This window comes from Streptomyces sp. ACA25 (assembly GCF_028200735.1).
GTDB lineage: Bacteria > Actinomycetota > Actinomycetes > Streptomycetales > Streptomycetaceae > Streptomyces.
In genome coordinates, this window is sequence record NZ_JAQKPV010000003.1 from 59,338 (window position 1) to 80,768 (window position 21,431).

Annotated in this window: 18 protein-coding genes, 2 tRNA genes and 1 riboswitch; of the genes, 5 read left to right on the forward strand and 15 right to left on the reverse strand. The window is 71.6% G+C overall.

Features of this window, described 5'->3' with window-relative positions:
• Positions 1 to 175: 175 nt before the first annotated feature.
• Complete coding sequence (locus tag PJ985_RS06410; protein WP_271682596.1) at positions 176 to 1,558, reverse strand: cystathionine beta-synthase; 1,383 nt, start codon at positions 1,556 to 1,558, stop codon at positions 176 to 178.
• Positions 1,559 to 1,716: 158 nt separating this feature from the next.
• Between PJ985_RS06410 and PJ985_RS06415 the strand changes: the two genes are divergently transcribed.
• The 3 genes from PJ985_RS06415 (at position 1,717) to PJ985_RS06425 (ending at position 5,323) form a co-directional block, all read left to right on the forward strand.
• A complete protein-coding gene (locus PJ985_RS06415; RefSeq protein ID WP_271682597.1) occupies positions 1,717 to 2,772 on the forward strand; it encodes an SGNH/GDSL hydrolase family protein in 1,056 nt (351 codons plus the stop codon).
• A 104-nt stretch (positions 2,773 to 2,876) separates the two neighbouring features.
• Entirely contained in the window at positions 2,877 to 4,097 is a 1,221-nt protein-coding gene (locus PJ985_RS06420; RefSeq protein WP_271682598.1) for an acetyl-CoA C-acetyltransferase, read from the forward strand.
• Positions 4,098 to 4,327: 230 nt separating this feature from the next.
• Positions 4,328 to 5,323 carry a hypothetical protein gene (locus PJ985_RS06425; RefSeq protein WP_271682599.1) on the forward strand — a complete coding sequence of 332 codons (996 nt, stop codon included), beginning with the start codon at positions 4,328 to 4,330 and terminating at the stop codon, positions 5,321 to 5,323.
• Between the two features lie 112 nt (positions 5,324 to 5,435).
• Here the strand turns inward: PJ985_RS06425 and PJ985_RS06430 are convergent, their stop codons facing one another.
• The 3 genes from PJ985_RS06430 to PJ985_RS06440 all read right to left on the reverse strand — a co-directional run bounded on the left by PJ985_RS06430 (position 5,436) and on the right by PJ985_RS06440 (position 7,214).
• A complete protein-coding gene (locus tag PJ985_RS06430) occupies positions 5,436 to 5,774 on the reverse strand; it encodes a hypothetical protein (protein WP_271682600.1) in 339 nt (112 codons plus the stop codon).
• A gap of 109 nt (positions 5,775 to 5,883) precedes the next feature.
• Positions 5,884 to 6,738, reverse strand: a complete 855-nt coding sequence (locus PJ985_RS06435; RefSeq protein ID WP_271682601.1) for a Bax inhibitor-1/YccA family protein — start codon at positions 6,736 to 6,738, stop codon at positions 5,884 to 5,886.
• A gap of 393 nt (positions 6,739 to 7,131) precedes the next feature.
• A tRNA-Leu gene (locus tag PJ985_RS06440) sits at positions 7,132 to 7,214 on the reverse strand.
• A 375-nt stretch (positions 7,215 to 7,589) separates the two neighbouring features.
• On the opposite strand from PJ985_RS06440, the gene PJ985_RS06445 reads away from it, so the two are divergent.
• Positions 7,590 to 8,369, forward strand: a complete 780-nt coding sequence (locus tag PJ985_RS06445) for an ABC transporter ATP-binding protein (RefSeq protein WP_271682602.1) — start codon at positions 7,590 to 7,592, stop codon at positions 8,367 to 8,369.
• 138 nt (positions 8,370 to 8,507) lie between these two features.
• Here the strand turns inward: PJ985_RS06445 and PJ985_RS06450 are convergent, their stop codons facing one another.
• From PJ985_RS06450 to PJ985_RS06490, 9 genes are all read right to left on the reverse strand, one after another.
• Positions 8,508 to 9,917 carry an NAD(P)/FAD-dependent oxidoreductase gene (locus tag PJ985_RS06450; RefSeq protein WP_271682603.1) on the reverse strand — a complete coding sequence of 470 codons (1,410 nt, stop codon included), beginning with the start codon at positions 9,915 to 9,917 and terminating at the stop codon, positions 8,508 to 8,510.
• A 293-nt stretch (positions 9,918 to 10,210) separates the two neighbouring features.
• A complete protein-coding gene (locus PJ985_RS06455) occupies positions 10,211 to 11,170 on the reverse strand; it encodes a Ppx/GppA phosphatase family protein (protein ID WP_271682604.1) in 960 nt (319 codons plus the stop codon).
• Positions 11,167 to 11,778: a DUF501 domain-containing protein gene (locus tag PJ985_RS06460; protein ID WP_271682605.1), complete on the reverse strand. Its 612-nt coding sequence runs from the start codon at positions 11,776 to 11,778 to the stop codon at positions 11,167 to 11,169. The genes PJ985_RS06455 and PJ985_RS06460 overlap by 4 nt, the downstream gene beginning before the upstream one ends.
• Positions 11,779 to 11,875: 97 nt before the next feature.
• Positions 11,876 to 12,376: an FtsB family cell division protein gene (locus PJ985_RS06465; RefSeq protein ID WP_271682606.1), complete on the reverse strand. Its 501-nt coding sequence runs from the start codon at positions 12,374 to 12,376 to the stop codon at positions 11,876 to 11,878.
• A 187-nt stretch (positions 12,377 to 12,563) separates the two neighbouring features.
• On the reverse strand, positions 12,564 to 13,844 hold the full coding sequence (gene eno / locus PJ985_RS06470) for a phosphopyruvate hydratase (RefSeq protein WP_271682607.1): 1,281 nt from the start codon (positions 13,842 to 13,844) through the stop codon (positions 12,564 to 12,566).
• A gap of 231 nt (positions 13,845 to 14,075) precedes the next feature.
• Complete coding sequence (locus tag PJ985_RS06475) at positions 14,076 to 14,792, reverse strand: transglycosylase family protein (protein ID WP_271682608.1); 717 nt, start codon at positions 14,790 to 14,792, stop codon at positions 14,076 to 14,078.
• Between the two features lie 3 nt (positions 14,793 to 14,795).
• Positions 14,796 to 14,964: riboswitch (cyclic di-AMP (ydaO/yuaA leader) on the reverse strand.
• 259 nt (positions 14,965 to 15,223) lie between these two features.
• Positions 15,224 to 16,171, reverse strand: a complete 948-nt coding sequence (locus PJ985_RS06480; protein ID WP_271682609.1) for a transglycosylase family protein — start codon at positions 16,169 to 16,171, stop codon at positions 15,224 to 15,226.
• A 182-nt stretch (positions 16,172 to 16,353) separates the two neighbouring features.
• Positions 16,354 to 17,574, reverse strand: coding sequence for a cytochrome P450 family protein (locus tag PJ985_RS06485; RefSeq protein ID WP_271682610.1), 1,221 nt, complete (start codon positions 17,572 to 17,574; stop codon positions 16,354 to 16,356).
• A gap of 69 nt (positions 17,575 to 17,643) precedes the next feature.
• The gene (locus PJ985_RS06490) at positions 17,644 to 19,002 is read right to left on the reverse strand and encodes a sensor histidine kinase (protein WP_271682611.1); all 1,359 of its coding nucleotides are present in this window, start codon (positions 19,000 to 19,002) and stop codon (positions 17,644 to 17,646) included.
• Between the two features lie 286 nt (positions 19,003 to 19,288).
• Here PJ985_RS06490 and PJ985_RS06495 point away from each other — a divergent pair.
• Positions 19,289 to 19,359, forward strand: a tRNA-Gln gene (locus tag PJ985_RS06495).
• 88 nt (positions 19,360 to 19,447) lie between these two features.
• On the opposite strand, the gene PJ985_RS06500 is transcribed toward PJ985_RS06495, so the two are convergent.
• Together PJ985_RS06500 and PJ985_RS06505 are read right to left on the reverse strand one after the other, a co-directional pair.
• On the reverse strand, positions 19,448 to 20,713 hold the full coding sequence (locus tag PJ985_RS06500) for a serine/threonine-protein kinase (protein WP_271682612.1): 1,266 nt from the start codon (positions 20,711 to 20,713) through the stop codon (positions 19,448 to 19,450).
• Complete coding sequence (locus tag PJ985_RS06505; RefSeq protein ID WP_271682613.1) at positions 20,710 to 21,354, reverse strand: hypothetical protein; 645 nt, start codon at positions 21,352 to 21,354, stop codon at positions 20,710 to 20,712. Before PJ985_RS06505 ends, PJ985_RS06500 begins: the two co-directional genes overlap by 4 nt.
• Positions 21,355 to 21,431 lie beyond the last annotated feature (77 nt).

Below are 21,431 nucleotides of genomic sequence, written 5' to 3' on the forward strand. Positions count from 1 at the left end.
CGAGCACCGGGGGTGGGACGACGGCGGTCCCCGCACACGACGCCGGCCGGCTCACGACCGGCGTCCTGGCGACCTTGGAGATCCGGGAGCCGCTCCGGAAGTTTCTGGTCGCCGACATCCGTCAGTCTGCCGGGCCGTCGTTAAGCGGGCGTTGCCACGCCATGACAGCCCGGGATCAGTTTCCCGCCGCGAGGAAGGCGAGCAGGTCCTGACGGCTGACCACGCCCGTCGGTTTCCCCTCGATCAGGACGACCGCCGCGTCCGCGTCCTGCAGCACGGCCATCAGGTCGGCGATCGGCTCGCCGGACCCGACGTGCGGCAGCGGGGCGCTCATGTGCTGCTCCAGTGGATCGTCCAGGGTGGCGCGCTTGGCGAACAGCGCGTCGAGCAGCTCGCGCTCGACCACCGATCCGGTGACCTCGGCCGCCATCACGTCCGGGTGCCCGGCCCCGGGCTTGACGATCGGCATCTGCGACACGCCGTACTCGCGCAGCACCTCGATGGCCTCGCCGACCGTCTCCTCGGGGTGCATGTGGACGAGCGAGGGCAGGCCGCCGTCCTTGCGGCGCAGCACGTCGCCGACGCGGGTCTCGGGCTCGCCGCCGTCCAGGAAGCCGTAGTCGGCCATCCACTCGTCGCTGAAGATCTTGCTGAGGTACCCGCGTCCGCCGTCCGGGAGCAGCACCACGACGACGTCCTCGGGACCGAGCCGCCGCGCGACCTCCAGCGCCCCGACCACCGCCATCCCGCAGGAGCCGCCGACCAGCAGTCCCTCCTCGCGGGCGAGCCGCCGGGTCATCCGGAACGAGTCCTTGTCGGAGACGGCGACGATCTCGTCGGCGATCTCCCGGTCGTAGGCGTCCGGCCAGAAGTCCTCGCCGACCCCCTCCACCAGGTAGGGGCGTCCGGAGCCACCGGAGTAGACCGAGCCCTCCGGGTCCGCACCGATGACCGAGACCCGGCCCTCGCTGGCCTCCTTGAGGTAGCGGCCGGTGCCGCTGATCGTGCCGCCGGTGCCGACGCCTGCCACGAAGTGGGTGATCCGGCCGTCGGTCTGCTTCCACAGCTCGGGGCCGGTGGTCTCGTAGTGCGACCGGGGGTTGGCCGGGTTGCTGTACTGGTCCGGCTTCCAGGCGCCGGGGGTCTCCCGCACCAGCCGGTCCGACACGTTGTAGTAGGAGTCGGGGTGGTCGGGGTCCACCGCCGTCGGGCAGACCACCACCTCCGCCCCGTAGGCCCTGAGGACGTTGATCTTGTCCGTGGAAACCTTGTCCGGGCAGACGAAAAGACAGCGGTAGCCCTTCTGCTGCGCGACGATCGCCAGGCCGACACCGGTGTTGCCGGAGGTCGGCTCGACGATCACCCCGCCCGGCTGCAATGCGCCCGAGGCCTCGGCGGCCTCGATCATCCGCAGGGCGATCCGGTCCTTCACCGACCCCCCGGGGTTGAAGTACTCCACCTTCGCCAGAACGGTGGCCTGGATCCCCTCCGTCACGCTGGTCAGCTTGAGCAGCGGGGTGTTGCCGACAAGGTCGATCATCGACTCGTGATACTGCACTGTGGTCTCCGCACATCCCGGGGCAGTTGCTGTCCGCCCACCGGACAGCACTCTATTGCCCTCGAGTGTGCACATGGACGCGCGTTGCGCGGTGCATCACGGGGGGCACGAACGGGGTAGGACGGGACAGGGACAAACGAGCGGGAGGCGGACGGGGCATGTCGACGGCGAGGGTGGCCCGGCGGATCGCGACCGCCGCGGCCTACGGGGGCGGCAGCGTCAGCCTGCTGGGCGGTATGGCACTGGGGCTGCTGCTGACGGAGGCACGGCTTGCCAGACGGTCGATCGGGGTCAATGACGACGAGCCGCCGGTGGCCGACGGGCTCTACGGCCTGGCGTTCGCCGCGCAGCCCCGGCCGCCGTGGCGGCTCGGTGTCCTCGGCGACTCCATCGCGGCCGGGCTCGGGGTGCAGCGGGCCGGCCGCACCCCGGCCGCGCTGCTCGCCTCGGGGCTGGCCGCGGTCTCCGAGCGCACGGTGGAGCTGTCGAACGTGGCGCTCTCCGGGGCGCAGTCCGAGGATCTGGAGCGGCAGGTGTCACTGCTGCTGACCGACCCGGGGCGGGCGCCCGCGCCGGACGTCTGCGTGATCATCATCGGCGCCAACGACATCACCGGGAGGGTGTCGCTCTCCGAGTCGGTGCGGCACCTGTCGGAAGCCGTGGCGCGGTTGCGCACCGCCGGCTGCCAGGTGGTCGTCGGGACCTGCCCGGACATCGGCTCGGTGGAGCCGGTGGCGCAGCCGCTGCGCTGGTTCGCCCGCCGGATGTGCCGGCAGCTGGCCGCCGCGCAGACCATCGCGGTGGTGGAGCTGGGCGGCCGGACGGTCTCGCTGGGTGACCTGCTGGGGCCTGAGTTCGCGGCGAATCCGCGGGAGCTGTTCGGGCCGGACCGGTATCACCCGTCGGCGGAGGGGTACGCGACCACAGCCATGGCCATGCTGCCGACGCTGTGCGCGTCGCTGGAGGTCTGGCCGGAGGACGAGGAAGTCGACGCGGCCCGCCGGGAGAGCATCCTGCCGGTCGAGCGCGCGGCGGTCGCGGCGGTCGCGGAGAGCGGCACGGAGGTCACCGCGGCGGACTCCCGGCGCCGCGCGCCCTGGGCGCTGCTGAAGCACCGCAGGAGGCGGCAGCTCAGCGAAGAGGCGCGGGACGGAGCCGAAGAGACTGAGCAAGCGCTTAGAAAAGAGGCTGGAATCACATACGGTGAATCGTGACCTGAGCTCTGCGCGGGGGTAGCTTCCGGCGCACGGCCCTCCGCGGGGAGGGCCGTCGGCTCGCTCGCACCGACTCACCCACCCTCACCGAAAGAGATCATCCGATGCCCGAAGCAGTGATCGTCTCCGCCACCCGTTCCCCGATCGGAAGGGCGTTCAAGGGTTCCCTCAAGGACATCCGTCCGGACGACCTGACCGCCGACATCATCAGGGCCGCGCTCGCCAAGGTGCCGCAGCTCGACCCCCGCGACATCGACGACCTGATGCTGGGCTGCGGGCTGCCCGGCGGCGAGCAGGGCCACAACCTGGGCCGGGTCGTCGCGGTCCAGCTGGGCATGGATCACCTGCCGGGCTGCACCGTCACCCGGTACTGCTCCTCCTCCCTGCAGACCAGCCGGATGGCGATGCACGCCATCCGCGCCGGTGAGGGCGACGTCTTCATCTCGGCCGGTGTCGAGATGGTCTCCCGCAGCGTCAACGGCACGTCGGACGGCATGCCCGGCACCCACAACCCGCTGTTCGCGGACGCCGAGGCCCGCACCACCGAGCGCGCGGAACAGGGCGGCGACACCTGGCGCGACCCCCGCGAGGACGGCGCCCTCCCGGACGTCTACATCTCGATGGGCCAGACCGCTGAGAACCTGGCCCGGCTCAAGGACGTGTCCCGCCAGGAGATGGACGAATTCGGCGTCCGCTCGCAGAACCTCGCCGAACAGGCCATCGCGGACGGCTTCTGGGAGCGGGAGATCACCCCGGTGACACGGCCCGACGGCACGGTGGTCTCCACCGACGACGGCCCGCGGGCCGGCACCACACTGGAGGGCGTCCAAGGCCTCAAGCCGGTTTTCCGCCCCGACGGCCGAATCACCGCCGGCAACGCCTGCCCGCTCAATGACGGCGCCGCAGCCCTGGTGATCATGTCCGACACCAAGGCCCGTGAGCTCGGCATCACCCCCCTGGCCCGGATCGTCTCCACCGGCGTCTCCGGCCTGTCCCCGGAGATCATGGGCTACGGGCCGGTCGAGGCATCCCGCCAGGCGCTCTCCCGCGCCGGGCTGTCCATCGGCGACATCGACCTGGTCGAGATCAACGAGGCGTTCGCCGCCCAGGTCATCCCGTCCTACCGGGACCTGGGCATCGATCTGGACAGGCTGAACGTGCACGGCGGCGCCATCGCCGTCGGGCACCCCTTCGGCATGACCGGCGCCCGGATCGCCGGCACCCTGATCAACGGCCTCCGCACCCGCGACAAGCAGTTCGGGCTGGAGACGATGTGCGTCGGCGGCGGTCAGGGCATGGCCATGGTGCTGGAACGCCTGAGCTGACAGTGACCGGACTCACATCCCGGGGCAGGTATATGACAGCGATACCGAAGCGGCCCCGGGATGTGACCCGCACCGATACGATCTCCATCACCGCAGGTCAGCGAAGCGGGGTCCGACGGCCAGGGACGATGTACCCGTCCCATTCATGACGTTGTGCACTGCTCCCCGTGGCGGGACTGCGGAAACCTGGGATAGGAATTCAGGGGACCGTACGCACCTGGGAGTCGTCCGTGAGCGTCATATCCGTCATCCTGCTGCTCGTCGCAGGGCTTGCCGTGGCCCTGGCTGCGTCCGCCGTGCGCGCCCTCCATGGGCTGCGCGAGGAGGTCGCCGCACTCCGCCACACGTTCGCCGGCCCGCCCGCCGACCGGCTCGTGAACCCTCGACCGGTACCGGACGAGGAGATCATCCGGGCCGCCGTGACGGACGCCCTCGCCGACGAACGGGAGCGGGAGCTGGCCGAGGCCCGCGCCTTCTGGGCGGAGCAGGAGGCCCGGCACGCCGGACACACCGGTCCGCTGCTGGCCGGCCGCGGCCTGGAGTACCGGGTGTCCGGCGGCGACGAGCCCGACGATACGGACGAGCTGCTGCTCGAAGCCCTGCTGGAGGGCTGCGCCCTCGGCGACCTGCCCGGCACCACGCACAGCGGCAATGACGCCGAGGACCACTGGCAGCGCCCCGGCGACAGCGTGGCCTTCGTTCCCCGGCAGGCTTCCCCGGACCGGGCCCCCGCGCCGGAGCTGAGCGAGGAGGGCGAGTCGGCCGAGCTGTCCGCCGCCCGCCGACGGCACCCCTCCCACCCCGGCTACACGCTGGCCGGCGAGCCGGTGGAGCAGAACCGGCCCCGGAGCGCCGACGCGGCGTCCGCCACCGACGGCGCCACCGGCCGGTCCGGCTCCGACGCGGAGGCGGACGGCGAGGAGACAGCCGAGGAACGGCTGCACACCCGTCAGCAGCTGGCCCAGCTCGCCGAGTCCCGCACCCCGCTCGCCGACGTCCGGCCGGGTCCGCTCGGCACCCTCGACATCTACCTCTTCGAGGACGGCACCACGCTGTGCATGTCCCCCGGCCACCAGGAGATCGCCCTGCGGCTGGCGGCGGCGGTCCGCGAGGGCAGCGCCCCTGTCCTGATGGGCGGTTCGGGGATCTCCGGCGCCTACGCGCTGACCTTCTCCTGCGGTGACGACAGTGTCTACCTGCTCGCCGACCGGGTGGTCACCGCCTGATCCGGCTCCCTCCGCCCCCTCCGGCGATGGCCCGGCCCGTGTCCCCGTGCTCCGGGGCCGGTCCGGGCTTCTGTGCGTCCGGGGCCGCGCCGGTGCCGTGACCGTGGCAGGGTCACCCCGCGCCCCTGATCAGCTCCAGAACCCCGGTCAGTTCCCCGCGGGACACCGCGGGGTTCGCCCGCAACGCCTGCGCCAGGTCATGGCCCGCGACCGCCACCTGGTCGCCCACCGCGAACACCCCCGCCTCCGGCAGCTCCCGCGGCTCCTCCGCAGGCCGCTCAAGGCGCTGTGCGCGCCGCGCAAGCTCCCGTGCGACCGCCAGGCCGTCCGCGGCCGCGCCACGCCGCAGAGCGCTCTCCGGCAGCCTCCGCAGCCGGTCGGCCAGGACATCGACGGCGGCGTCCAGCGCCTCGGGGTCGACAGCGGGGCGGGGCAGGGCGGGATCGGGCATGGGAGCGAGCATACGAGCGCGGAGCGCGCCATGAGGAAGGGGCCGGCCCGGTGGTCACCGGGCCGGCCCCTTCTCCGTGGTATCCGGCAGCGGGCTGCCGGAGTGTGCGTCAGTCGCCTTGCAGAATGGCGATGAGGCGCAGGAACTCCAGGTAGATCCAGATCAGGGTCATGGTCAGACCGAACGCGGCCAGCCAGGACTCCTTCTCCGGGGCACCGTAAGCGACACCGTCCTCGACCATCTTGAAGTCGAGCGCGAGGAAACAGGCACCCAGGATGATGCCCAGGACACCGAACAGGATGCCCAGACCACCGCTGCGCAGGCCGAGACCGTCGCCGCCGCCGATGAAGGCGACGATCATGTTGACCGCCATCAGCAGCATGAAGCCGACAGCCGCGGCCATCACGAACTTCGTGAACCGGGCGTTCACCCGGATGATGCGCTGCTTGTACATGAACAGCACACCGGCGAAGACCGCCATCGTGCCGATCACAGCCTGCATGGCCGCGCCGGGCACCCACTGGTTGACGTAGTTGCTGATCACGCCGAGGAAGACACCCTGGACGGCCGCGTAGGCCAGGATCAGCGGGGGCGACGGCTCGCTCTTGAACGCCTGCCACAGCCCGAGCCCCATACCCACCAGGGCGCAGAGGATGCCGATACCGATCGGCAGGTCCATGATCCAGGCAACCGTCGCGGTGGCGACCACGGTGCCCAGGGTGATCGCGGTGCGCGAGACGACACTGTCGATCGTCATCACGCCCGGGCGCGTCCCCGCGCCCTGCTGCATCATCCCGTCAGGACCGGCCTGCGGCTGCGCATACGGATTGCCGGGCTGTGCGTACGGATTGTTCGGGCTGCCCGCATACGGAGTCCCGGTCTGCGGCTGTCCGGCGTTGAAGCCGGCGTAGCCACTCTCCCGACTGAACCCCCGACGCGTGAAGACCGGGTTGCTGCTCCTCATCTCACTCCTCCATGGCCGAACGGCACGGCCTTGCGTCCAGAGTAATGCTTTAGCAAAGACCGCACGGTAGTGCACTCCAACCAACGCTGGAAAGGGTGGTGATTGTTCCGTTACGCAAGGTTCCCGCCATCGGAGGACCCGCGGCAACCGGCAACCGGGTGACGCGCCGTCACTGACCGGGCCCCGGAGACGACTCAAGCCGGCGCTGCCCCTCTCAGCGGGGGTGATACCGGATTCTACGCGGTGCGGGCCCGCAGGTGGACTCCGCGCGGTCCACCCGGGGCGACGGAAGAACGAAGAGCCTCACCGGGATGCCTGGCGGTGGCCGACAGTGCCCCGGAGGGCACTCCGCCCAGTCATGCGGTTGCGCTCGTGGGGCCGGTGGCTCTGGGGTACCCGGAGCCGGACTTGAACCGGCACGGCCCGAAAGCCAGCGAGTTTTAAGCTCGCCGTGTCTGCCATTCCACCATCCGGGCACAGCCCCCCAAGGCCGTACCGGGCGCGGTCACGCCACGGGTACGTCACGTAGCTTATCTGTGACTTTCCCCCGAACAGCCCTGCCCCAGAACGATGTTGTCTGATTTTATGAGGTCTTGACGGGGTGTCAACACGTCCGTGCACGTGGTGAGCTCGCGAGCTCACCGCCTGGGCGCTCCCGGAATGACGCAAAGCTGTCCTCTGCGTGACCTGCCCCTCAGGGCGGGTGTCATCCCTGAGGATGAGGGGTACCTGCGTCGGGTAGCTCTCAGGACCACACCGGAACCAGCAGCGGGGCCGATCCGGGCCGGGCCCCTCCGGCCCATGATGGGAACCCGAAGACCGCGCACCGACGTCCGACAGGAGACCCAGCCGTGTCCACCAGCGTCGCCGACACACCCAGCACGTCCCGCGGGGCGGTGGCCGCCCGGGCCACGGATCTCACCAAGATCTACGGTGCGGGAGAGACCCGGGTACTCGCTCTCGACCATGTCTCCGTGGAGTTCCGGCAGGCCGAGTACACCGCCATCATGGGCCCCTCGGGTTCGGGAAAGTCCACCCTGATGCACTGCATGGCCGGGCTGGACTCCGTCTCCGGCGGCTCCACCCGCATCGGGGACACCGAACTCACGGGGCTGAAGGACACCAAGCTCACCCAGCTCCGCCGGGACCGGATCGGTTTCATCTTCCAGGCGTTCAACCTGCTGCCCACGCTCAACGCCCTCGAGAACATCACGCTCCCGATGGACATCGCCGGCCGGAAGCCGGACCCGGAGTGGCTGGACAAGGTGATCACCACCCTCGCGCTCGGCGACCGCCTCAGGCACCGGCCCGCCGAGCTGTCCGGCGGCCAGCAGCAGCGCGTCGCCGTGGCGCGTGCTCTCGCGTCGAAGCCCGACATCATTTTCGGCGACGAGCCCACCGGCAATCTCGACTCCCGCTCCGGCAGCGAGGTCCTCGGCTTTCTCCGCAATTCCGTGCGGGAACTGGGCCAGACCGTGGTGATGGTCACTCACGACCCGCTGGCCGCCGCGTACGCCGAACGGATCATCTTTCTCGCCGACGGCCGCGTCGTCGAGGAGATGACCGACCCCACCACCGAGCGCATCCTCGAGTACATGAAGCGGTACGAGAACCAGGGCGGCTCCGCCTAGACACGGTCGCCTGCCGTCCCCGCGCCGCGCGCTCACGGTGCGCGCACCGGCGGAACGCCGCACGAGCCGCGGCCCTGTCCTGACCGGCCCTTCGGCCGGTCAGGACAGGGCCGCGGCTCGTGCGGACCGGGGGCACGTTCAGCCCGCGGTGGCCCGGTGCCGCTCCTCCGTCTTGCGGCCGGCCGGAGCAGCCGGGCCCTGACCGGCCCCGGACACGGCGGCGGAGACCGGACGGGCGGCCTCGTAGAACTCCTCGCGGGGGTTCTGCACGGCGCCGAGGGAGACGACCTCGCGCTTGAGGAACATCCCCAGGGTCCAGTCGGCGAAGACCCGGATCTTGCGGTTCCAGGTCGGGACGGCCATACCGTGGTAGCCGCGGTGCATGTACCAGGCGAGCCGGCCCTTGAGCTTGATCGTCAGCTTGCCGAACCGCATCATCGCGACGCCCTTGTGGAGCCCGAGGCCGGCCACCGCGCCCTTGTTGGCGTGCTTGTAGTCGACCTGCGGGAAGCCGCGCAGGGCGGCGATGACGTTGTCACCGAGGTGCTTGGCCTGGCGCAGGGCGTGCTGGGCGTTGGGCGGGCACCAGTCGCCTTCTCCCGCCACCAGGTTCGGTACCTGCGCGTTGTCGCCGGCCGCCCATACCGTGGCGGTTCCCTTGACCTGGAGGGTCGGCTCGACCTCGACATGGCCGCGGGGGCCCAGCGGCAGGCCGAAGCGGGCCAGCGCCGGGTTGGGCTTCACACCGGCCGTCCAGACCACGGTGTTCGAGTCCGCCACGACGCCGTTGCTGAGCACCACGTGGCCGTCCACGCAGGACTCGACCGAGGTCTTCAGGTGGAACTCGACACCGCGCTTCTTCAGGTGCTCCAGGCCCCACTCGCCGAGCTTGGGGCCGACCTCGGGCAGGATCCGGTCGGCGACGTCCACCAGGACGAAGCGCATGTCCTCGCGCCTGATGCCCGGGTAGTACGTGGCGGCGTCGCGGGCCATGTCCTCGACCTCGCCGACGGTCTCCGCACCGGCGAAGCCACCGCCGACGAACACGAAGGTCAGCGCCTTGCGGCGGACCTCTTCGTCGGTCGTGGAGTCGGCCTTGTCGAGCTGCTCCAGCACATGGTTGCGCAGGCCGATGGCCTCCTCCACGCCCTTCATGCCGATGCCCACCTCGGCGAGGCCGGGGATCGGGAAGGTGCGGGAGACCGCGCCCAGCGCCACGATCAGGTAGTCGAAGGGCACCTCGTACGCCTCGCCGACCAGCGGCGCGACAGTGGCGACCCGACGGTCCTGGTCGATTCCGGTGACCCGGCCGGTGAGCACCTCGGCCTGAGGCAGGACGCGGCGCAGCGGCACCACCACGTGGCGCGGCGAGATGCTCCCGGCCGCCGCCTCGGGCAGGAAGGGCTGGTACGTCATGTACGAACGCGGGTCGACGACGGTGACCGTTGCCTCGCTGTAGCGCATCTTCTTCAGGATGCGACGCGCGGCATACAGGCCGACGTACCCGCCACCCACGACGAGGATTCGAGGACGCTCCGTGGTGCTCATGACTTGAGTATCCACCCCGCGCGAGGCGGTGCTCGTGAGGGGGTTCACAAGGTCGGCGGACACCTCTGCTAAACTCCGCCGGCCCGCCTCGGACGAGCGTCGCGGAAACCCCTCACGGCCTCTGGAAAACCGGCGCTGAACTGGGACGATGCCGAGCAGAGCGCCGGCTCCGCAGGGTCGCTCCGGAGCACCCGTGTCCGCGTCACCGGGCTCGCGGAGACGCCCGCGCGGTGCCTGCACCACGCGCATCTCACCGAGCGGGCACTCCGGAGCAATTTCTCATGTGAACATCTTCACGAAGTCTCCGGGACGGCACTCCAGGCGATGCCGTCGAGGATGTCGTGCTCGCTGACGAGGACCTCGCCGATGCCGGTGCGCTCCATGACCGTGCGCAGCACCAGTGCCCCGGCCGCGATCACGTCCACCCGTCCCGGGTGCATCACCGGGATCGCGGCGCGCTCGGCGTGGGTCGACGTCAGCAGCCGCTGGGTGACCTCCTGGACCTGGTCGATTCCGAGCCGGCTGTGGTGGATGGCCGCGGAGTCGTAGTGGCCGAGTCCGAGCGCGATCCCGGCGACCGTGGTCACGGATCCGGCCAGCCCGATCAGGGTCCGGGCCCCGGTCACCGGCACGCTCCGCCCGGCGGCCTCGATCGCCGTCCCGATGTCGGCGGTCATCGCGGCGATCTCACCGGGCGACGGCGGGTCGGAGATTCTCCCGTCCCGCAGCAAGTGTCGTTCGGTGAGCCGCACGCAGCCGATGTCCACGCTGCCGGCCGCCGTCACCCGGGATGCGCCGAGCACGAACTCGGTGGAGCCGCCGCCGATGTCCAGCACCAGGTACGGGGCGGCGATCCCGGCCTGGCCGGCGAGCTCCCGGGTCGCGCCGGTGAAGGACAGCCGGGCCTCCTCGTCCCCGCTGATCACCTCCGGGGTCACTGCCAGGATCTCCCGCACGCCGCGCACGAAGTCGGCGCGGTTCTCGGCGTCCCGCGAGGCGGAGGTCGCCACGAACCGGACCCGGCCGGGCGGGATCCCGTATCCGCTGATCATCTCGGCATAGGTGCGGCAGACGGTGAGCGTCCGCTCCAGCGCGAGGGGGTCGAGCCGCCCGGTGCGGTCCACCCCCTGGCCCAGCCGGACGATCTCCATCCGCCGCTCGAGATCCGTGAGCCGGCCGGAGGCGGGGTCGAGGTCGGCGACGAGCAGCCGGATGGAATTCGTCCCGCAGTCGACCGCGGCGACCCTGGTCATGCGTCGCCCCTCTCGCGGTGACCTTCCCGCGGCTCCGGCTTGTGATCTGGTTCACTATCTGGCGGGCCGCCCGTCCCGCTGCCCTCTCCGGCTCCCTCCGGGGTCACGCAGGGCCCCTTGCGCCACCACTCGGACAGCATGCCCAGCGCCTCGTCGCCCAGCGGGTTCACGCCGGGTCCGGCGACGAGCGAGTGCGCGACCAGGACGTGCAGGCATTTCACCCGGTCCGGCATGCCTCCCGCGCTGGGGAACCCGGCCAGCACCTCGATGGCGTCCCGGCGCGCCAGGTAGTCCTCGTGCGCGGCCCGGTACCGGGAGGCGAGCTCCGGCTCCGCGGCGAGCCGTGCGGTCATCTCCCGCATCACGCCGTTCGCTTCCAGCGTGCCGATGGCGGAGGCGGCCCGCGGGCAGGTGAGGTAGTACGTCGTCGGGAACGGGGTGCCGTCCTCCAGCCGCGGGGCGGTCTCGACCACGTCCGGGTTGCCGCACGGGCAGCGGTGCGCGATGACCCGCAACCCGCGTGGCGGCCGGCCCAGCTGACGGCGGAACGCGTCGATGTCGGCCGCGGTGGGCGGGGCGGGGTCGGTCCGGGGAGGCGGGGTTTCCATCGGCAGCTCCTTCACAGGGGACCACCGGCAACGGCCGGCGGCGGGGCGCGGTTCTCCGGGCCGGCGGACGCGGCACGCAGGGTCCGCCGGCGGGCCGTCAGCGCGGCCGGTCGGCCCGGTCCACACCGTCCCAGAGGTTGTCATACCAGGGCCGCTGGGCCGCAGCCCCCCGGTGGCGGTCCCGGCGCTCCTCGTCCGCGGTATCCGGTTCGCCGGGATCCCGCGGCAGGAGGAACCCGGTCTCCCCGGGCCGCACGAAGTGCAGATGACGGCGGGCCTGCTGCTCGACGTAGGCGGGGTCCTGCCACCGTGCCTTCTCGTCGCGCAGCTCTTCCACCCGTTGACGTGCCTCCTCCGCCTGCCGCCGTTGGTCGCCGATCTCCGCGCGCTGCCCGATGTACTGCCGCAGCGGGTAGGCGAGCGCCACGATCAGGGCGCAGACGACCAGCGCCAGCAGCGCTGCCCGGCCGGTGAGCCGGCTGCGGCGGGGCGTCCGGCGCAACCGGCGGTTCTGGGCCCGGTAGACCCGGGCCGCCGCCTGCTCGCCGAGGACCTTGATCCTGGTCGTGGTGGAGAACCGGTTCCGGCCCGGGGTCACATCGCCTCCCTGGAGTCACCCGCTGTGGCCGGCTTCCGTACTGGCGCCGCGCGGGGAGCCGGCAGGTCCCGGGCGGGCAGCGGACGCAAAGCCGTCCCCGGCCACCGTACGTGACGGTGACCGGGGACCGGTGGTGACGGGCAGGCAGCGGGCGCGTGCCCGGGCCCGCGCCGGACGGCTCCGCCGCTCAGCCGGTGAAGCGGGGGAAGGCGCCGCGGCCGGCGTAGACCGCGGCGTCGTCGAGGTTCTCCTCGATGCGCAGCAGCTGGTTGTACTTGGCGACCCGCTCGGAACGGGCCGGGGCGCCGGTCTTGATCTGCCCGCAGTTGGTGGCCACGGCCAGGTCCGCGATGGTGACGTCCTCGGTCTCGCCGGAGCGGTGGGACATCATGCAGGTGAAGCCGTTGCGCTGGGCCAGCTCCACGGCGTCCAGGGTCTCGGTCAGTGAACCGATCTGGTTGACCTTGACCAGCAGGGAGTTGGCGGACTTCTCGGCGATGCCGCGGCCCAGGCGCTCGGGGTTGGTGACGAAGAGGTCGTCGCCGACGATCTGGATCTTGTCACCCAGCTCGGCGGTCAGGCTCTGCCAGCCGGACCAGTCGTCCTCGAACAGCGGGTCCTCGATGGAGACCAGCGGGTAGGCGGCGACCAGCTCGGCGTAGTAGGCGGTCATCTGCTCGGCGGACCGGGTCTCGCCCTCGAAGTGGTAGGAGCCGTCCTTGTAGAACTCGGAGGCGGCGACGTCCAGTGCGAGCGCGATGTCCTGGCCGGGGGTGTAGCCGGCGGCCTTGACGGCCTCCAGGATGAGGTCGAGTGCCTCCCGGTTGGACCCCAGGTTCGGGGCGAAGCCGCCCTCGTCACCCAGGCCGGTGCCCAGGCCGCGCTCCTTCAGCACGGACTTGAGCTTGTGGTAGACCTCGGCACCCCAGCGCAGGGCCTCGGAGAAGGACTCTGCGCCGATCGGCGCGATCATGAACTCCTGGATGTCCACGTTGGAGTCGGCGTGCGAGCCGCCGTTGAGGATGTTCATCATCGGAACGGGCAGCACGTGCGCGTTCGGTCCGCCGAGGTAGCGGAAGAGCGGCAGGTCGGAGGACTCGGAGGCGGCGTGCGCCACGGCCAGGGAAACCCCGAGGATCGCGTTGGCGCCGAGCGAGGACTTGTCCGCGGTGGCGTCCAGGTCGAACATCGCCTGGTCGATCAGGCGCTGTTCGGTCGCGTCGTACCCGACGAGCTCCGGGCCGATCTGCTCGATGACGGCGAGGACGGCACGCTCCACGCCCTTCCCGTTGTAGCGGCTCTGGTCGCCGTCACGCAGCTCCAGTGCTTCGAAGGCTCCGGTGGAGGCACCGGAGGGCACCGCGGCCCGGCCGGTACTGCCGTCGTCGAGGCCGACCTCGACCTCGACGGTGGGGTTGCCTCGTGAGTCGAGGATCTCCCGGGCTACGACGACGTCGATGGACGGCACGAGGTTCTCCTTCGTGTGGGTCGGTCTTCAGCGCTCCGAGCCTAACCGTCTCCCGGTGCCTGTTGGTTCGCCCGCCCGTCGGATGGGTCGCGCGTCCCGGCAAAAGCCCAGCTCACAGGCGGGCGCATCTTTTTGTTTATGTGGTGAAGAAAACCCGGGTGCGGGGCGGGACGGACTGTGTCCGCCACCCCCCGCACCCGGGCACCCACCCCGCGCACGGGGCGGACCGGATCAGAGAGCGAGCTTCTGCCCGGGGTGGATCAGGTTCGGGTCACCGCCGATGACGGACTCGTTGGCCGCGTACAGCTCTTCCCAGGAGGTGCCCTGGGACTGGGCGATCAGGGAGAGCGTGTCACCGGCCTGGACCGTGTGGATCTCACCGGACGCCGCGCTCGCGGCCGGAGCCTGCTGCTGCGGGGCGCTCTGCTTCGGCGCGGACTGCTTGGGTGCGCTCTGCTTCGGCGCGGACTGCTCCGGGGCGGACTGCTTCGGGGCGGACTGCTTCGGGGCGGACTGCTCCGGAGCTGCCACGGCCTTGCCACCGCCGGTGTTGACGCTCGGGGCCGGACCGTTGGAGGACAGACCGGCCTTCGGACCGCAGTTCGGCCAGGCACCGGGGCCCTGCATGGACAGCAGCACCTCGGCGGCGGCAATCTGCTGGCCCTTGGTGGCCAGGTCGGCACGCGGGGCGTACTTGGTGCCGCCGGCCGCTTCCCAGCTGGACTGCTGGAACTGCAGGCCGCCGTAGAAGCCGTTGCCGGTGTTGATCGACCAGTTGCCGGTGGACTCGCACTGAGCGACGGCGTCCCAGGTCTCGACGGAGGCTGCCTGGGCACTGCCGGCCCCCAGGACGGGGAGCGCTACGGCGACACCGGTGACACCGGCGGCCGCGATGATACGGGTGGGCTTGGAGGGACGACGGTGACGGCCCTTACCGGAAAACAGCATGGTGGTCCTTCTCACCGACGCCTACGAGGTGAGCTGTCGGGTTCGGGCTAGTGAGGTTGCCCGGCCGGGGCGGATCTCTCCGCTTCCGGCTTCACCCCAAGCCGTTCCGGACCGCGGTCCGGGGACGGCACTTACCTGGGTCCCCCGCTCCTGCCTTCGGTGGTGCGCTGGTGCGTTCTCCGGGGCGGCGGCAGGATTCGGCGTGCGACCCGGAGAGCCCGACTGGACGAGCGATGGCGACACTAGGCACAGAGCGGTCACGATTCAAGAACGATGAAGATCACGGGCGCGCCTGGACTTGACGGCCGAAGTGGTTCGTCTTCGCAGGTCAAGCCACACGCGGACCTATCGCACAAACAGAACACTCCCGGCGTAAGCCGAGATGATGGTCACACCGACAAGGCGTCGATATCGCTCTGACCGCTGGGAATCTAACGCGCCGTAATGTCCAGGTTGAGCGATTGACCCGGCAATATGTGATCCGGATTGTCCCCAATGACCGATTCATTCGCCTGGTACAGAGCGGGCCAGCCACCGGCCAGAGCACGCTCGGCCGCGATGTCCGAGAGCGAATCACCCGGCAGAACCTCGTAGGCACCGGTCTCCTCCTCGACACCGGGTTCCGCCACCCCGGGCTTCCGCTCCTCCCCGCGATCCGCGTGACGGGCCTCACCGGACTCCTCCGCCCGGCCGGACTCCTCCTCGGCCGGAGTCCCCCGGTGCTTCCCGCCCGCGCGTTCCCCGGACGGGTCACCGTCCTGCGCGGCGGAGGCCTCCCCCGCGCCCCCGTCGACGTCCTCCTCCGGCTCCCCGGCCGCGTCACGGGCCGGCCCGGCCCCCTCGGCGGCCCCGGCCGCGCCGGGCTCCTCCGCCGGCTTCCGGTCCCCGGCACCCGGCAGCACCTCGCCGTCCCGGCTCTGCGCCTCCTGGGTGCCGCGTTCCCCGTCCGTGCCGCCGGGCGCCGCTTCGGCACCGGTCGTGCCGTCCGTCCCGCCGGAACCACCCGGCTCCACTCCGGCAGCGGACTCCTCCGCGTGCTCCTCCACGGTGCCCGCCCGCGCCGCGCGGTGCTCCTGCGACAGGCCGGTGCCCAGCGAGCAGCTGGGGAAGGCACGCAGGCCCTGCTCGGCGAGAATCCGCTCGGCCACCTCGATCTGCTGACTACGGCTGGCCAGGTCGGGGCGGTCGGCGAACTCCTTGCCGCCGAACTCCTCCCACAGGCTCAGCGGCAGCTGAAGCCCGCCGTAGTACCCGTTGCCGGTGTCCGCGCTCCATGCCCCGTCACTTTCACAGGTGGCGACGGCGTCCCAAGTCTCCCCGGTGGCGGCTTGGGCAGCACCCGCTCCCAGCAATGGCAGCGCGAGCCCGGCACTCGTCACCCCCGCGGTGACGAGAAAAGCAGGAGCCTGGCGAGGGCGACGATGACGGCCGGTCCCGGAGAGCATCTGGGGCCTCTCATGTGTGCAGAGTTACGGTCGAGGGCTGAACCTAGCCCGGTCACAGGGTGGATCACAACCCGGTCCCGCGAGTATCACGTACAGATCACACTGCTGACTTACCGTCACTTCTCCTTCGTGAACTCCACCGGCAGTGACCGCAGTCCGCGCATGATGAGTCCCCCGCGCCATTGCAACTGCTCAGGATCCACCGCGAGTCGCATGTCGGGCAGCCTGCCCAGCAGCCGCGTCAGCGCCGTGCGGGCCTCCAGCCGGGCCAGCGGAGCACCGAGACAGTAGTGACTCCCGTGCCCGTACCCCAGATGCGGGTTGTCCCGCCTCCCCAGGTCCAACCGGTCGGGCTCACCGAAGCGTTCGGGGTCCCGATCCGCGGCCGCCAGTACGACCAGCACGGGCTCCCCCCGCTCCACCCGCTGCCCGCCCAGCAGCAACGGCTCCGTGGCGAACCGCCACGTCGCGAGCTCCACCGGCCCGTCGAACCGCAGCAGCTCCTCGACCGCCGTGTCCACCAGCCGGTCGTCCCCCTCCGCCACCGCCCGCTGGAAACGCTCCCGTTCCGCCGGCGCCCGCAGCAGCGCGCAGGTCCCGTTGCCGATGAGGTTGACGGTGGTCTCGAACCCGGCGAACAGCAGAATGAAAGCCATCGCCGCCGCCTCCTCCTCGGACAACTGCTCCCCGCGGTCGGACGCCCGGACCAGCCCGGACAGCAGATCGTCCCCCGGTTCCCCGCGCTTGCGGTGGATCAGCTCGGTCAGATAGGCGCGGATCTTCTTCACGGCCCGCCCCACTCCGCCGCGCCGTCCCGAGGTGTGCAGCATCATCCCCGCCCACTCCCGGAAGTCCTCCTGGTCCTCGGCGGGCACCCCCAGCAGGTCACAGATCGCATAGATCGGCAGCGGAAACGCCAGATCATGCAGCAGATCCGCCTCACCCCGGCCCGCGAACCGGTCGATCAGGGCATCAGTCAGCTCCCGCACCCGCGGCTCGAACTCCGCCACCCGGCGCGGCGTGAACGCCCGCGAAACCAGCCGCCGAAGCCGGGTGTGGTCCGGGGGATCGATGTTCAGCAGGTGCGTCATCACATTGGCGCTGCGCTCCCCCGGGATGCCCACCCGGCCCTGACCGTGCGCCGCCGCGCTGTGCCGCGCCGGATCCTTGCTCAGCCGTGGGTCCGCCAACGCCTGCCGCGCGTCCGGGTACCGGGTCACCAGCCAGGCCGAGACCCCGCTGGGCAACACCGCCCGGTGCACCGGCGCGTGCTCGCGCAGCCAGGCGTACGCCGGGTAGGGGTCGGCGCCGAACTCCCGGGTGAAGAGCGCGGGCATCGCAGGGACAGGACAACCGGAGGACGGCGCACCGGGCACCGCCGAAGAGGGATCACGCACGGTGCGAAACTAACCGGCGACCGGCTCCGGCCGCCCGTCCGGGATCACCGCGGACACCCGGAAACCCCCCGCCTCCGTCGGTCCCGACACGAAACCGCCCCCCAGCGCCGACACCCGCTCCCGCATGCCCAGCAGACCGTTGCCCCCGCTCGGCAGCCCCATCCCGGCCTCGCTGCCCGGCTCCGCCCCCGCGGGCGCCTCGTTCTGCACCAGCACCGCCACCTCACCCGCCCGGTGCGCCACCCGCACCCGGACCTCCGCCCCCGACGCGTGCTTGTGCACGTTCGTCAGCGCCTCCTGCACCAGCCGGAACGCCGTCCGTTCCACATGCGCCCCGTACAGGCGCGGTTCGCCCTCCACCGCCAGCTCCACCACCATCCCGGCATCCCGGGACTGCTCCACCAGCGCCGCCAGCTCCCCCAGAGACGGCCCCTCGACGCGGTCCGTCACCGGCGGTCCCGCCACCTGCCGCTCCACCTGACGCGGGACGCCGGGCACCCCGGCGCCGGAGTCCTCGCCCGGCCCGGCCGGCCCGGTACGCACCGGCTTGCGGTCCTCGGTCCGCAGCACACCGAGCATCGTGCGCAGCTCCGTCAGCGCCTGTCTGCCCATGTCCCCGACCAGTTCGGCGTTTTTCGACGCCTGCTGCGGGTCCCGCAGCGCCACCGCCTGGAGCGCCGCCGCGTGCACCACCATCAACGACACCCGGTGCGCCACCACATCGTGCATCTCCCGGGCAATACGGGTCCGCTCCTCGCGCCGCGCCCACTCGGCCCGCTCCTCCGCCCGCTCGGCCAGCAGCGCCAGCTCCCGCTCCAGGCCGTCGGCACGCTCCCGCAGCGACTCCACCAGCCGCCGCCGCGCCCGCACATACATCCCGAGGAGCACCGGCGGCACCACGGAGACGATGGCGAACAGCGAGGCCACCAGGAGCGTGAACCACAGCGGCGCCGCGTGGGGGGCGTCCGCCCCGTGGTACATCGCCAGATACATGATGATCATGACGCCTGCGCCGACCATCCCCGCGAGGGCAGCGATGATGCGCCGGGGCGCCTCGGTGGTGGCCAGGGTGTACAGGCCGATCATCGCCAGGGTGCTGCCCATCTGGGCGGGCACCACCGCGATCGCTACGAGTATCACGGCTACCGGCCACTGGCGCCGCACGATGAGCGAGCCCCCGGCCAGCGCCCCCAGACCGACCACCAACGGCACCGGCAGGCCGGTGCGCTGGGCGAAACTGAGGCCCTGCAAGGCACACTCCAGCGCCGATACCGTGGCCAGCCCCGCATCCAGCACCGCACTCCGGCGCCGGGGCCACCACCCCCACCCCGCCTGCCGCTCCGTCCTGTCCGCCCCCGTGTCCGTCATGACGACCAGACTACGGCCGGGGTCCACCCGTTTTCACAGCGGTGCGGGGCATTCCGGCGCTGTCGGAACAGCTCGCGGGAGCCGGTCACCCGGGTCGGTGAACCGCTCACGGAGAGCTCCGGGAAACGTCGCCGGAACCAGGAAGCAACCGTCGTGGTGCGTGGGGTGCGCGATCCCTCCGGCGGCACCGTGAGGTCCATGCCGGTCGTCTCGAGGGCAGGTGGGCTGGCATAGTGTGGGGTGCCGGGGCGGCGACCGGGTTCATGCTCGGTCGAGTCGGCCTCGATCCGCCGTGGTGTAATGGCAGCACGAGGGACTTTGACTCCCTTTGTCCAGGTTCGAGTCCTGGCGGCGGAGCTTCTTTCCCGCGTGCGGAGTGGCCTCTTCCCGCCACTCGCTCCTTTGTTTCTCGCCCCTTGTGGCGCTTGCGTCCCGGCCCGGCCGGTCAGGTGAGGCGGCCGAGCTGCCGCAGGCAGAGCTGCTCGTCGGCCCACAGCTGGGCCACCACCGAGTCGTACGGCCCTCGCTCGCGCGTGAACTCCTGCGCCAGACGCTGGATTTCAGGGAGCGCGCGGGCGTACCGGCCGGTGTCCAGCAGGGTGGCCGCGTAGTGCTTGCGCAGGGTGCGGACCACCGTGGATGCTTCGCCGTACTGCGCCACGGCCAGGGGCAGCGCCCGGCTGAGGAGATCGGCGACCTGGTCGTACTCCCCGTCCGCCAGCAGGCCCTTCACCCGGCCGACGAGTGTGCTGAGGTCGGGTGCATGCGGGTGGCGACGGGCGGGCCACGGAGCCATCGGGTGGCGGAAGGGCCTCGTGGGGTCCATCGGCCGGTCGGGGGCCGAGCGGGGGTCCGGGCCGGGGAGCATGGGCATGAGCGCGGCGTGCACCTCGTACGCGTCGGCGGGCCGTTCTTCCGGGGTCCTGGCCATCATCCGGTGTACGAGGCCCGCCAGCTGCTCGGGAACCTCGGGACGCAGCCGGAGGAGGGGAACCGGCTCCTCGTGGAGCTTCTTGTAGAGGAGACCTGCCGCGTTCGGGGCGGTGTAGGGGTGCCGGCCGGTGAGCAGCTCGAAGCCGATGGTGCCCAGTGCGTAGAGATCGGCCGCAGGGCCGACCGGCGGGCCGCCGAGGGCCTGTTCGGGGGCCATGTAGACGGGTGTGCCGAGGAGGCTGCCGGTGCGGGTGAGCCGGGTGTCCTCGAGGTCACCGCGGACGGCGGCGATCCCCAGGTCGAGGACGGTGACCCGGCCGTCGGGGCGGACCATGACGTTGCCGGGCTTCAGGTCGCGGTGGATGACCCCGACCGCGTGCACGGCGACAAGGGCCGAGCTGAGCTGGGCGAGGACCGCGACGGCCCAGGCCCAGGGGTAGGGGTCGTTCTCGGCGAGGTGGTCCCCGAGGTCGCTGCCCTCGATGAGCTGCATGACGAGGAAGAGCTCATCGCCGTCGCGTCCGGCGTCATGGACGGCGACGAGCCCGGGGTGGTCGATGCGGGCGGTGGCCCGGCTCTCCCGGAGGAAGCGGCGGCGCAGCTCTTCGGGGTCGGTGGTCCCGGACAGGGAGGCCATCCGGTCGGCGTGCAGCAGCTTGACGGCGATGCGCCGGCCGCCGAGCGCGGTGTCGCGCCCGGCCCACACCTCTCCCATGCCGCCCTTGCCGAGGGGTTCGGCGAGCTCGTAGCGGCCGCCGATCACGCGGGGCGCGCTCACCGTCTGCCGTCCTGGTCGCGCAGGAGGTTGTCGAGCTCGTCCAGCTCGGCGGCGACCTGCCGCATGCGGGGCGAGGCGGGCGGAGGTGCGGGGTGCGCGGGCGGGGGTGCCGGAGCCCGGACCGGCGGGGGACGCTCCACGGTGGTGGGGACCGGTGCCGACGGACCGGGGTGGGCGGGCGGCGCCGGGTACGGGACGGCGCTCCCGGGCGGCGGGCTCCAGGCCATGGTCTCCGCGGTCGGGGACGGTGCCGGTCCGTACGGCCAGGGGCTGGTGCGGGGCGGTGGGGTCCAGGCGGATCCGGCGGGCGGGAGGGAGCCGGGCCACGCTTTCGGCCGGTGCGGGCGGACGAACCGGTCACCGAGGACGGCGTGCACGGTGGTGGCGAGGAGGAAACCGAGGACGTACAGCGCGGCGCCGTCACTGATCTCCGCGTCCGGGCCCTCCGGGACGGACACCATGACGGCGATGTAGACCGCGGTCAGCACCCCGGCCAGGACCGCCACGGCCCAGTCGGCGGCACGCCGGCGGATGACCGCGAAGCGCAGGGCGGGCACCCAGGCGAGGAGCCCGAGGGAAGCGAGGGGGAAGGCGGCGAAGAACACCCGCACGGCGATCCGTCTGACTGCCGGGCCGTTCATCGGCTCCCCCTCCGCCTGGAACTGTCCGGCCCTTCCCGCGGGGAACCGCCCGGTGCTGCGCGGCTATGAGGATAGCC